Consider the following 12698-nt stretch of genomic DNA (forward strand, 5'->3'; position numbering starts at 1 on the left):
TACAGTGGACGCGTTTCCGGCATGAGGATCGGGCCATGGTTGCCTTCCTGCTCTGGTTGTTGCTGCTGGTGTTCTGCTGGCCGCTGGCGCTGCTCGCCATCGTTCTCTATCCCATCGTTTGGCTGTTGACGCTGCCGCTGCGATTGGTGGGCATTACGGTGGGCGCGGTATTCGCGTTCCTTGGTGCCCTGCTGATGCTGCCGGCGCGTGTATTGCGCGGACGGCCCGTGTAAGTGGAAAAGCCCAGCGCTCCCTCGTGCGAGCGCAACCGCGACGTCATTCTCGACGTGTTGCGCACGTGCTTTGCGGATCGCCGCCGCGTGCTGGAAATAGGCAGCGGCACGGGCCAGCACGCCGTGCATTTCGCCGCGGCGATGCCGTGGCTTACCTGGCAATGTTCCGATCGTGCGGAGGGCCTGCCCGGCATCCGCATGTGGCTGGACGAGGCCGCGCTGCCCAACACGCCTGCGCCGGTGGAACTCGATGTGGCCGGCCGCTGGCCATCGCACGACTTCGATGCGGTGTTCAGCGCGAACACTTTGCACATCATGTCGTGGGACGAGGTGGAGCTGCTGTTCGATCACCTGGCCTCCGTCACCACGGAGGATGCGGTTCTCGCCATCTACGGCCCGTTCAACTACCAGGGTCGCTACACCAGCGAGAGCAACGCCGCCTTCGACGACTGGCTGCAGGCCCGCGGCAAGCATATGCGCATCCGCGATGCGGAGGCCGTGGATGCCCTGGCCGAAGTGGCGGGATTCGACCTGATCGACGACATCGCCATGCCTGCCAACAACCGGACCCGGATCTGGCAACGCACCCGTTGAGGGCGCACCATTGGCATCTGGCACCGAAGGCGGCAGGATGAACGCCGGAGGTGACCAACCACGCCATGCGACCCTACGTGCAAGCCATCGACACACTCACGCCCTGCCCCTGCGGCAACGATGCCGGCTATGCCCGCTGCTGCGGGTTGCTGCATGGCGGCGCCGTGGCCAGCACGGCCGAGCAACTGATGCGTTCGCGTTACAGTGCCTACGTGCTCAAGCGCGAGGACTACCTGCTGGCCACCTGGCACCACAGCACGCGTCCCGCCCACCTCAAGCTCGGCACCCAGCAACCGGCACCCACCTGGCTCGGCCTCTCGGTGAAGCGACACGAAAGCCACGGCGACCAAGCCATCGTCGAATTCGTGGCGCGCCTGCGCTATGGCGGCGGCAAGGCCCAGCGCATGCACGAGATCAGCCGCTTCGTGCGCGAGGATGGCCACTGGTTCTACGTGGAAGGGGAATTTCCGGCGAAAGGCGGGGAGTGAGAAACCCTGCCCTGTACTGTGGGAGCGCACCCTATGCGCGACCGCGGAGATCGGTGGATATTCCGAATGGGAGTCGTCCCGAGAGACTGCGGCTTCATCGCTTCGCAGGCTTTTCGCGCACTGGGTGCGCTCCTGCATAAGACGGGGTGCGCTCCTACATAAGACGGTGTGCGCTCCCATGGAAGAAGTGGGCGCGGGAATTACTGCGGCGCAAACGGCATGGCCGTCTCGCCTTCTTCACGACCCAGCGGCCCAAAGCGTCGTTCCACGATTACGCCGCGGCCATCATGGCCGATCGCCACGATGGTGCTGGCGCGCGTGCCGTAGTGTTCGCCGCGGATGAAGGCCGGCGACAGCAGGCGCTCGCGCTCGAGCCCCACGCCGGTGTCGGGCAGCTGCTCGTCCGGGTAGCCACGCGTATCCGCCAAGGCGGAAAACAGTGGCGCGAAATCCCCCATGTCGCCGCTGTCCAGCCATAGCTGCAGGCGCATCATCAATGCCTTCGTCTTGGGCCACGGCGTGTTGAAGTCGGCATTGGAAAGGCCATGGACACCGGCCGTGATGGCCTGCGCGCGCGCATCCGGCCGGTTGCCGAGATAGAAGCCGGACTGGGTGTCGAAGGTCAGCAGGTTGAATGGTCGATAGCCGCCCGCGGTGGCCACCAGCGATGCTGCATGCGTGGTCGCGTTGGCGGCGCCGCCGAGAAAATCCAGCGCCAGCAGTCCGCGCGAACGGCCCAACTGCGGGTCGCGCGGATCGCGCACATTGGTCACCACGCTGCAGCGCCCATCGTCGGTGGCGCCAAGCCAGGTGCCACCTGCCTCCAGATCCTTGCCGGCAAGGATCGCCGGCTTGTCCCAGCGCGCCAGCGGTGCGCTGGGACGCGCGTGGAACTCGTCGCGGTTGCCGGCCAGCACGAGGCGCCAGCGCGGATGATGATTCCAGGCGAATGCGATCAGGCACATGCCGGCATTGTCGGCAACTCCTGCGGGCAACGCCAGCGAAAATGCGGTGCGCCGCCGAAGCAGCGCACCGCGATGGGCGACAACAGCCGCGCGGGTTACATCTTCACCTTCACACCCAGGTTGAAGAAACGCCCCACGATGCCGGCATACCCGTAGGTCGGGTTGTAGTTGAGGGCCGCGTAGTTGATCGGGTCGAGCGGCGGCTTGCGATCAAACGCATTCAAGATCGAGCCGAAGATCGAGATGTGATCGTTGATGTCGTAGCTACCGGTCAGGTCGAACGTGGTGATCGACGACATATGGCAGTTCGCCGGAAAATCCGCGCCGGTAATCGTGTTGGTGGAGAAGCAACCGGGAGCGATGTCAGGCACCTCGAACGACATGCCGCTGGTGTAGTACGCCGTGCCGGTTACCGTCAGCGGACCCCAGATCACCGAATTGGCCCAGGAGGCGCGCGTACGCGGCGTGCCTGCGCCCGATGACAACGAATAGGGTCCATGCGTGCCCACGAAACGCTGCTCCGAGCCGTCCTGCAGATACAGATTCCACTCGAAGATCTGTGTGGCGTTGAGTTCGCTGATCCAGCGCCAGTTGCCGTTGAACTTGAAGTCGGCCCGCAAGTCGGCATCCAGGCCGGAAGTTTCCAGGCTGTTCTCGTTGACATAGAAGGCCTCGACCACGGCAGGCCTCGGCAAAGCGTTCGGGAACTGCGGATCGGGGTTGTCCGCGATGACGGCCGTATTCGGCGGCAACGGTTGGCCCGCGAAGTACGCGTCCAGCACGGCGCTGGAATCGGCCGCTGCGATCACGCCCCGCTTCTTGATGTCGTAGTAATCCAGCGAAAGGCTGATGGGTTGCCACGGTTGCAGCACGATGCCGAAGGTGTAGCTCTCGGATTTTTCCGGCTTGATGTTCGGGTTGGCGGAAGTGAGGAAACCCACCGGGTAAGGCTGGACATAGCCGTTGTTGCCGTGCGCGGCCTGGAAGTCCTCAGGCAACGTCAACGTAGCGAAACCCTCGGATGCGCTCGAACCGTTCTCTGCAAAACTCGGCGCGCGGAAACCTTTCGAATACGTGCCGCGAACCGCGAGCATGTCGAACGGCTTCCACTTGAAGCCTGCCTTCGGCGAGGTGTTGTTGCCGAAATCGGAGTAGTGGTCAAAGCGCGTCGAGAGGTCCAGCTCCAGCGACTCCAGCAATGGCATGTCCACTTCCATGTACGCACCGTAGACGTTGCGGCTGCCGATGGTATGCGCGATGCCCAGGCCTTGCGCGGCAAGATCCGGATTCAGATCGGGATCGTCTTGCTTCTCGTGGCGAAAATCTGCGCCCACGCCAAGTCCCATCGGCCCGCCCGGCAGGTCCCACAGCTGGCGAGACGCCCGGAAGTCGATCGAATCCATGTCCGTCGTCGAGGTCTTGCTCAACGGGGGCGCCAGCGCGCTGAGCGTGGCGCTGGAATTCGCCGATGGATTGACGAAATTGTACGTTCCGTCGTTGATGTCGCTGAGCAGCTGGTTGTAGTTGAGGAAACCAAAGTTGGTGATGTCCAACCAGGTGTGGTTGATCACCAGCGCCGAGTCGTAATCCCAATCCCAGGCACGTCCATGCACGCCTGCGGCAACGCGCAGGTTGTGGTTGGTGTTGTCGATCGCGCCAAACTGCAGCCCGGGAAAGGCAAAGTTGATCAGCGCGTATTGCCCTTGGGCCGCAAACGGGTTGTTCGGATTGAGCGATCCGTCAGCCAGCGTGGGCGGCAGGGTGATGCTGTTGGTGTTGTTGGGCGTGCTGGTCTGGATCTGCGGCGGAAATGCCGTGGACTGCACTTCGTTCTGGTAGTAGCTCGCAGACAAATAACCGGTCAACTCGTCGCTAAACCTGATGGTAAAGCGCCCATATAGACCGAGACGTTCCTGCTCGGGTGCGATCTGCGTGAATTCCCCGGACTGGTTTTGCGCGCAGTAGCTCCCGGGATTGTTGGGATCGTCCGTCACCAGCGTCGAATCAGACCCGCATGGACGCAGCGGTTGCGCGACCGCGCCCGGAAGCGGCACGCCAGACTTGATGTCACCGGGCCTGGTCAGCATCGCAGGTGTCACGGTGCCGTAGGTGGACCCCAGATTGAGGCTGGGCTGACCCTGGATCAGGTTGTTGCCGCCGATCGAGGAAAGGTCCGGCGTATTGAACGGAAAATCACGATCCTTCGTCCTTATCTGATCGTCCTTCTGATATTCGACACTGATGTAAGCGTTGTGACCGTCCTTTTCCAGATCGCCCCCACCCAGCAGTCCGGTGAAACGCTTGGTGGTGCCTCCGCCGTGCTGCGAAGTGCCGATTTCTGCGGTGGCCTCGCCACCCTTGTAACTCGGCTTGAGAATGATGTTCACCACACCGGCGATCGCATCGGCACCGTAGAGCGATGACGCGCCGTCCTTCAGCACATCGATGCGGTCGATCGCATTGACGGGAATGGTGTTGAGATCCACGAACGTACGCTGACCGTCGTCGGCCAGTCCGAAGTTCGCACTGCGCCTGCCGTCGATAAGCACCAGCGTCGAATTGACGGTGAGGCCGCGCAGCGCCACGCCAGCGGAACCGGCAGCGAAGCCGGCGGTGAATGCCGAAGGAATGGAACCGCTGTTGTCAGCGGAAATGGCTCGCACAACATCGCTTACGGTCTTGAGGCCGCTGCGCTCGATCTGTGCGGCAGTGATCACGGTAACGGGTGACGGGGTCTCCACGTCGATGCGTGGCACCGCCGAACCGGTCACGGTGATGGTCTGCAGTTGCTTGGCCTGCTCCTCCTGGATGGCCTGATTATTGTCCTGTGCGAACACGATGCCGGACGTTGAAGACAAAAAGAGTCCAGCCATCGACAAGGCAAGCTTGTTGCGCTTCATGGCGATCTCCTCGTTGTGGGGCCTGGGGAAGGGCCCATGCGCGTCCGCGGCGGCAGTGCATCGGGGATCGGGGATGTGAGGAGCCGGCAAGCTGCCAGCTGGGGCGCGATCGCACTATTTCACCACTGCGCGCGCATCACAAGTATGTAACGTCGACCGCACAATAAGCGGGCGACGCAATTTCGTGCGCATTATTCGATGCAACTGAAACCGTTCCGCCACGCTGCGGCGTACGGAGCCGATCAGCGGAGATCGGCCAGGATGACTTCAGATCATCGTCATCGTTTGGCCGTCCATACGGCTTTGAAAAACTCGCCAGCATAAGGCGCGCCGATCCACTTCGTGGTGGCTGCGCGACGCGGCTTAACAATTAACGCGTATTTTCGCGCATCAACGCAATCCATTGCGCTTGCGAACAGCCTCCGACCAGCGCGATGCCACCCTCGGCGAGGTCATGCAGACGGTCTCATCGGTACGCGTGGTGACAGCCCGTTCGAGCAGCTGGATATCGGCCTCATGCTGGCGCGCGACATGCGGATCCTCGAAGAAGATCGCGCGCTGGCAGCGACGCTCCAGCACCAGGTCTGCGATCTGCGCATCACCGCCCATCGGGCCGCTCTGGTAACGCTCGACCCACGCCACGTCCTTCGGCCAGCCGCGGCTCCACGCCAACTCATTGAGCCGCTGTCCGGTGGTACCGGTGCCCACGCGATGAGCGAAGCGCGACAGCACATCGAAATGTTCGGCGGCATAGGCAAGCATTTGCGGCTTCATGGCATCGTGCGCTATCAACGCGATGGTTTGCGCTTCCATCCCGTAGAAGACATCCGCGCCACGATCCGCCGCGAGGCCCGCATGGATGCGCTCCATCTCGATCCAATCGCGTGCCGATGCAACCGTGGAGATGAAAGGCTTGCCATGGATCACGCACTGGCGCTTGAGCGCGATGGCCTCGGGGAAAATGGACGAGGGATCGACCGGATCGATCAGGTAGATCGCGCCATCGAGTGTGCGCTCGTCGTCCAGCCCCACCACTTCGGCCACCAGCTTCATCAGGCCACCCTCGCGACCGTAGGGATAGCGGCGCAATGGTGCGTAGCTTTCGAGATGGCCGGCGCGATGGATCGCATCATAGGTCCGCCCCACCGCATGCAAGCCGAGCTCGAGTTCGCGGATGCCCGCTTCGCTGGCGCGCAGCCAGCGGAACAGTGCGGCATCGGCATGGGCGTGGTGCAACTGGTTGGCGGCGAGGCCAAGGCGCATGGGCTTTGCTCCGGGAGGAATGAAAGTTCGACCGCCTGCCGGCAGCCGACACGGATAGTAGCTTCACCTGTAGGAGCGCACCCAGTGCGCGACAAGCCTATCCCCCAAGGGGACGTCGCGAAGTGATATCGATCGTGGGCCGCGTTCGCGCACAGGGTGCGCTCCTACAGAAAGGCCCCGGTACCGGCTTCAGGCGTGCGCCAAGGCCGGGGCGTCCACCTGCTGCAGCATCTGCACGATCGACGCTGCTGCCTCGCGACCGTCATACACCGCACGCACCACCAGATCGGCGCCACGCACATTGTCGCCGCCGGCAAAAATCTGCGCGTGGCTGGTCTGGTGGGGCAAGGCACCGTTGGCGCCGGTGATGAGGCGGCCCGACTTGTCCAGCGACACGCCATGCGAGCGCAACCAGTCAGGCGGACTTGGCAGGAAGCCGAACGACTGGATCACCACGTCGGCATCGATCACGTACTCGCTGCCGGCCACGTTCTGCGGACGCAGGCGGCCGGAGCCATCATCGACCAGCGCAGTCTCCACCACGCGCACGCCGCGCACGTTGCCGCGCGAGCCGCCGAGGATTTCCAGCGGTTGGCGCTGGAACAGGAAATTGACGCCTTCGTCCCGGCTGTAATTCACCTCGCGCGCCGAGCCGGGCATGTTCGCCTCGTCGCGACGGTAGACGCAGGTGACGCTGGCGGCACCGAGGCGGATCGCCGTGCGGTTGCAGTCCATGCCGGTATCGCCGCCGCCGAGCACCACGACATGCTTGCCGCGGAAGTCGAACGCGTGCGCAGTGCCTTCGTCGCGCAGAAGGCGCTCGGTGTTGGAGATGAGAAACGGCAAGGCATCGTGCACGCCGTGCAGGTCGCGGCCCGGCAACTGGGCATCCACGTAGGTATACGCGCCGGTACCCACGAACACTGCGTCGTAGTCGTCCAGCAGTTGGCCGAATTCGATGTCGCGCCCCACTTCGCGATTGAGCAGGAAGCGTACGCCCATGCCTTCAAGCACGTCGCGGCGCGTGCGCACCACGCCCTTGTCGAGCTTGAATGGCGGGATGCCGAACGTGAGCAGCCCGCCGATCTCGCTCTGGCGGTCATACACGTCCGCGGCAATACCCGCGCGGCGCAGTCGGTCCGCGCAGGCCAGGCCCGCGGGACCGGCACCGATGATCGCCACGCGCCGGCCGGTTTCGCGTACCGCGGAAAGATCCGGCCGCCAGCCTTGGCGCAAAGCCTCGTCGGTTACCCAGCGTTCGATGCTGCCGATGGTCACCGCGCCGAACGCAGTCTGTTCCAGCGTGCACGCGCCTTCGCACAGGCGATCCTGCGGGCACACGCGGCCGCAGATCTCCGGCAACGGATTAGTCTCGTGCATGAGCGTCGCCGCTTCCATGACACGGCCGTCCTGCACCAGCTTCAGCCAGTTGGGAATGTAGTTGTGCACCGGGCAGGCGTGTTCGCAATACGGATTGCCGCAATCGATGCAACGCTCCGCCTGCGTACCCGCTTGCGCACCCGCGAAATCGCCCGAGATCTCACCATAGCCCAGCACGCGGATCGACACCGGCACGGTGCGCGGCGTCTGCCGCTGCACATTGAGGAACTGGAAATCCTTGGAGCCTGCACTCATGCCGCGCTCCTCAGCTCTTCCGCCAGCGCAGCGAGACTTGCCGCCTTGGGCTTCACCAGCCAGAACTTGTATTGCAGGCCGCGGAAGTCCGCGAGGATGCGACGACCCCAGTCACTGCCGGTGAGTTCGACGTGGCGCGCCACCAGGCTGCGCAGATGCTGCATGTAGTGCTCCATGCCCTCGGGCGAAATGCGCAGGATGTCCACCAGCTCGTGGTTGTAGCAGTCGACGAAGGTGCGCTCGATGTCGAGCACGTAGGCGAAGCCGCCGGTCATGCCCGCGCCGAAGTTGAGGCCGACCTTGCCGAGCACGGCGACCACGCCGCCGGTCATGTATTCGCAGCAGTGATCGCCGGCGCCTTCCACCACGGCCAGCGCGCCGGAGTTGCGCACGGCGAAGCGTTCGCCCGCGCGACCCGCGGCAAACAACTCGCCATCGGTGGCGCCATACAGGCAGGTGTTGCCGATGATGGCCGCATCCTGCGTGGCGAACGGCGAATCGTCCGGCGGACGCACCACGATGCGACCGCCAGCCATGCCCTTGCCGACGCCGTCGTTGGCCTCGCCCACGAGATCGATATGCACGCCGCCCGCGTTCCACGCACCAAGGCTCTGGCCTGCAGCACCGCGCAACTTGAGCGTCACCGGATGTTGGTCCATGCCGTGATCGCCCCACAGCCGTGCCACCGCGCCGGAAAGGCGTGCGCCGATCGCGCGATCGGTGTTGACGATGTCAAAGGCAAACTCACCGCCGAGCTTGTCTGTCACGACCGTGCGTGCCGCTTCGTCGATGCGCATGGCCAATGCCGCATCGTCGCGCATCGGGTTGCGCGGCAGCGTGCAGGCAAAATCCACGTTTGCCGCCAACGCGGCGTTCCCGAGCAAGGGCTGCAGGTCGAGCTTGTGCTGCACCGGCGTGGTGCCATCGACCTGTTCAAGCAGGTCGGCGCGGCCGATGAGCTCGTCCAGGCTGTGCGCACCCAGCTGTGCCAGGTGCGCACGCACGTCATCGGCAATGAAGCGGAAATAGTTCATCACCATCTCCGGCAGGCCGATGAAATGATCCTTGCGCAGTACGGGATGCTGCGTGGCCACGCCGGTAGCGCAGTTGTTGAGATGGCAGATGCGCAGGTACTTGCAGCCAAGCGCCACCATCGGGCCGGTGCCGAAGCCGAAGCTTTCCGCACCAAGCATGGCGGCCTTCACCACATCCAGGCCGGTCTTGAGGCCGCCGTCGGTCTGCAGTCGCACGCGACCACGCAGGTCATTGCGGCGCAGCGTCTGCTGCGTTTCGGCCAGACCCAGTTCCCACGGCGTGCCGGCGTACTTGATCGAGGTGAGTGGGCTCGCGCCGGTGCCGCCGTCGTGGCCGCTTACGGTGATGAGGTCCGCGCCCGCCTTCACCACGCCCGCGGCCACGGTGCCCACGCCGGCGTGACTCACCAGCTTCACCGACACCAGCGCCTCGGGATTGACTTCCTTGAGGTCGTGGATCAGCTCGGCGAGATCTTCGATGGAATAGATGTCGTGATGCGGCGGCGGCGAGATCAGACCAATGCCTGGCTTGGCGTAGCGAAGGCGCGCGATGGTGCTGTCTACCTTGTGTCCCGGTAGCTGGCCGCCCTCGCCGGGCTTGGCGCCCTGCGCGATCTTGATCTGCAACACTTCGGCATTGACCAGGTATTGCGGCGTGACACCGAAGCGACCGGAGGCGACCTGCTTGATTTTGGACGTCTTCTCCGTGCCATAGCGCGCCGGATCTTCGCCGCCTTCGCCGGAATTGCTGCGTGCACCGAGACGGTTCATCGCGATGGCCAGCGCTTCGTGCGCCTCCGGCGACAGCGCGCCCAGCGACATGCCGGCAGAATCGAAGCGACGCAGGATGCTTTCGGCTGACTCCACGTCATCGAGCGGAATGGATTCGCGCAGTGGCCGCGGCGAAAGCAGGTCGCGCAACGCCGACGGCGGCCGACGGTCGACGAAATTGGCATAGGCGCGATAGTCGCCCGCATTGCCGGTGCGCACGGCCTTCTGCAGGCTGGCGATCACGTCGGGGTTGTACATGTGGTACTCGCCGCCGTGCACGAACTTGTAGAGCCCGCCGGCGCGCAGCGGCAGCGCATCGCTCCACGCTTCGGCCGCAAGCAGGCGCTGGTCGCCCTCCAGGTCTTCGAAGGTGGCGCCGCCGACGCGCGAGGGGGTGCCGGGGAAACACAACGACACCACTTCCGGCGATAGGCCCACGATCTCGAACAGCTGCGCGCCGCGATAGCCGGCCACGGTGGAGATGCCCATCTTCGACAGGATCTTCAGCAAGCCCTTGCGCACGCCGCGGCGATAGCTGCGCCCGATCTCGAAGCGATCGCTGGCGATGTGTCCCTCGCGCCCCAGCTCGAACAGACTCTGGTAGGCCAGCCACGGATAGATCGCGGTGGCACCGAAGCCGAGCAGGCACGCGAACTGGTGCGGGTCACGCGGCGTTGCCGTCTCCACCAGGATGTTGCACTGGCAGCGCAGCGCCTTGTCGATGAGATGCGCATGCACCGCGCCCACCGCCAGCAGCGAATGGATCGGCAACAGGCTCTGGCTCGGATAGCGGTCGCTGAGGAAGACCAGCTGGCAGCCGTCGCGCACGGCTTTTTCCACGTCGTGGCACAGGCGGCGAAGCGCCGCTTCCAGCCCTTCCTCCGGCGCATACATCAGGTCGAAGCGCGGCGTGCCGGTGAACTGCGGCAACGCCAGTAGCTGGCGCAACTTGCGCTGCGAGAGCACGGGTGAGTTGATCAGGATCTGCTTCGCGTTCTCCGGCGTCAGGTCGAACACGTTGCTTTCCGGTCCGATCTGCGTCACCAGCGACATCACCAGTTTTTCGCGCAGCGGATCGATCGGCGGATTGGTCACCTGCGCAAAGGCCTGGCGAAAACGGTCGAACAGCGGACGCACCTGGCGCGACATGGCGGCCACCGGCGTGTCGTCGCCCATCGAACCGGTAGCTTCCTGCTCCAGTTCCACCATCACCTTCAGCACTGTCTCGCGTTCCTCGCGCGACAGGCCGTAGAGCTTCTGGTAGCGGCGCAGCTCGTCCTGCGGCAGCGGCTCGGCCGCCAGCGACGGATCGATCAGGTCCGATTCGAGATAGCTCACGCCCGCACGCAGCCAGTCGCGGAACGGCGCGCGCTTGCGGTTGATGTCGTCGATGTCGGCATCGCGCAGCAGGCGATGCTCCTTGAGGTCCACCGCGATCATCTCGCCGGGAGCCAGTCGACCCTTGGCGACCACCTGCGATGACGGCACATCCCACAGGCCCGCCTCGGAGGCAACGATGAGGTGGTTGTCCGCCGACAGCGCCCAGCGCGCGGGGCGCAGGCCGTTGCGGTCCAGCGTGCAGGCTGCGTAGTGGCCGTCGCACATGACGAGCCCTGCAGGACCGTCCCATGGCTCGCTGTGCAACGCGTAGTACTCGTAGAACGCGGCGAGGTCTTCGTCGATGCCCTCGCGCGCGGCGAAGGCCGGCGGCACCAGCACGCGCATCGCGGCGATGAGATCAAGGCCGCCCGCCAGCAACACTTCCAATGCGTTGTCCAGGCTCTCCGAATCGGAACCGGACTGGCGCACCAGCGGGCCGATATCCGAGAGATCCACCAGCGGCGAATGCAGGATCGATTCGCGCGATTGCATCCAGCGGCGGTTAGCGCGGATGGTGTTGATCTCGCCGTTATGCGCTAGCAGGCGGAACGGTTGCGCCAGGCGCCATTGCGGCAGCGTATTGGTGGAGTAGCGCTGGTGGAACACCACCGCGTCGGCGCTCAGCGAGGGATGCGCGAGATCGGCAAACACTTCGCGCAATCGCCCCGGCGCCGCCATGGCCTTGTAGCCAACGACATGGGACGAAAGCGTGACCACGTAGAAGTGCGGGTCTTCGGAAAGCGCGGTTTCGGCACGGCGACGCGCGCGGAACAACGCGCGCTCGAACTGGCCGTCATCCATCGTGGCCGACGGCTCGACGAACACCTGGCGCACGCGCGGTTGCGCTGCCGCTGCAAGCGGCCCACAGGCCTCGGTATTGACGGCGACGTCGCGCCAGCCCGCAATGCACAGGCCTTCTTCGCGCACGAAGCTCTCGAAAGTGGCCGCGGACTCGTCACCGCCGGCGGGATCGAGGAACACGACGCCGGCTGCGAAACGCGTACCCACGTCGATGCCTGCTTCGTTGGCGAGCGCCTTCAGCCAGACCAGCGGACGATGGAAGAGCACGCCGCAGCCATCGCCGCTCACGCCATCGGCATTCACGCCGCCACGATGGGAAAGTTTGGCCAGCGCATTGAATGCCGTGTCCACCACCCATGCGCTGGCATGCCCGTCGATGTTGGCGACCAGGCCGAAGCCACAGCTGTCGTGCTCAAACGCAGCGTCGTAAAGCGTCGCTGGTACTGCCTGCGCCATCTTGCCTCCCCGGCCGATGGATGGGGACACGTTGTCCCAACGACACCGAAGGTGTCGCCGCCACGTATCCGAGTGTGAGCTCGAATAGAACACAATTGGTGCGTCGCGTCAAAGACATCTTTACGTCCAAATGAAAGTTTCAGGTGGAAGCAATTCTTGTCCGCAGGACATCGATGCG

Annotated in this window: 8 protein-coding genes; 3 read left to right on the top strand and 5 right to left on the bottom strand. The window is 64.4% G+C overall.

Going from position 1 to position 12698, the window contains the following annotated elements; translation table 11 throughout:
• Nucleotides 1–35: 35 nt before the first annotated feature.
• The 3 genes from VFG49_RS03480 to VFG49_RS03490 all read left to right on the top strand — a co-directional run bounded on the left by VFG49_RS03480 (nt 36) and on the right by VFG49_RS03490 (nt 1315).
• Nucleotides 36–233: a hypothetical protein gene (locus tag VFG49_RS03480; RefSeq protein ID WP_130619198.1), complete on the top strand. Its 198-nt coding sequence runs from the start codon at nt 36–38 to the stop codon at nt 231–233.
• On the top strand, nt 234–827 hold the full coding sequence (locus VFG49_RS03485) for a DUF938 domain-containing protein (RefSeq protein ID WP_324858117.1): 594 nt from the start codon (nt 234–236) through the stop codon (nt 825–827).
• 65 nt (nt 828–892) lie between these two features.
• On the top strand, nt 893–1315 hold the full coding sequence (locus tag VFG49_RS03490) for a YchJ family protein (RefSeq protein WP_324858141.1): 423 nt from the start codon (nt 893–895) through the stop codon (nt 1313–1315).
• Nucleotides 1316–1515: 200 nt separating this feature from the next.
• Here VFG49_RS03490 and VFG49_RS03495 read toward each other — a convergent pair whose 3' ends face one another.
• The 5 genes from VFG49_RS03495 to gltB all read right to left on the bottom strand — a co-directional run bounded on the left by VFG49_RS03495 (nt 1516) and on the right by gltB (nt 12520).
• Complete coding sequence (locus VFG49_RS03495) at nt 1516–2280, bottom strand: NRDE family protein (protein ID WP_324858118.1); 765 nt, start codon at nt 2278–2280, stop codon at nt 1516–1518.
• Nucleotides 2281–2375: 95 nt separating this feature from the next.
• The gene (locus VFG49_RS03500) at nt 2376–5180 is read right to left on the bottom strand and encodes a TonB-dependent receptor (RefSeq protein WP_324858119.1); all 2805 of its coding nucleotides are present in this window, start codon (nt 5178–5180) and stop codon (nt 2376–2378) included.
• Between the two features lie 390 nt (nt 5181–5570).
• Entirely contained in the window at nt 5571–6443 is an 873-nt protein-coding gene (locus VFG49_RS03505) for a methylglyoxal synthase (RefSeq protein ID WP_324858120.1), read from the bottom strand.
• A gap of 189 nt (nt 6444–6632) precedes the next feature.
• Entirely contained in the window at nt 6633–8078 is a 1446-nt protein-coding gene (locus VFG49_RS03510) for an FAD-dependent oxidoreductase (protein WP_324858121.1), read from the bottom strand.
• The gene (gene gltB / locus VFG49_RS03515; protein ID WP_324858122.1) at nt 8075–12520 is read right to left on the bottom strand and encodes a glutamate synthase large subunit; all 4446 of its coding nucleotides are present in this window, start codon (nt 12518–12520) and stop codon (nt 8075–8077) included. The genes VFG49_RS03510 and gltB overlap by 4 nt, the downstream gene beginning before the upstream one ends.
• Nucleotides 12521–12698: the final 178 nt, after the last annotated feature.

Source organism: Dyella sp., from assembly GCF_035685885.1.
In the GTDB taxonomy this organism is placed as follows: Bacteria; Pseudomonadota; Gammaproteobacteria; order Xanthomonadales; family Rhodanobacteraceae; genus Dyella.

What these genes read in the sequence shown, in the direction of transcription:
- gltB (WP_324858122.1), bottom strand. Translation starts at nt 12,520, where the DNA reads ATGGCGCAGGCAGTACCAGCGACGCTTTACGACGCTGCGTTTGAGCAC.
- VFG49_RS03490 (WP_324858141.1), top strand. Translation starts at nt 893, where the DNA reads ATGCGACCCTACGTGCAAGCCATCGACACACTCACGCCCTGCCCCTGC.
- VFG49_RS03510 (WP_324858121.1), bottom strand. Translation starts at nt 8,078, where the DNA reads ATGAGTGCAGGCTCCAAGGATTTCCAGTTCCTCAATGTGCAGCGGCAG.
- VFG49_RS03480 (WP_130619198.1), top strand. Translation starts at nt 36, where the DNA reads ATGGTTGCCTTCCTGCTCTGGTTGTTGCTGCTGGTGTTCTGCTGGCCG.
- VFG49_RS03500 (WP_324858119.1), bottom strand. Translation starts at nt 5,180, where the DNA reads ATGAAGCGCAACAAGCTTGCCTTGTCGATGGCTGGACTCTTTTTGTCT.
- VFG49_RS03505 (WP_324858120.1), bottom strand. Translation starts at nt 6,443, where the DNA reads ATGCGCCTTGGCCTCGCCGCCAACCAGTTGCACCACGCCCATGCCGAT.
- VFG49_RS03495 (WP_324858118.1), bottom strand. Translation starts at nt 2,280, where the DNA reads ATGTGCCTGATCGCATTCGCCTGGAATCATCATCCGCGCTGGCGCCTC.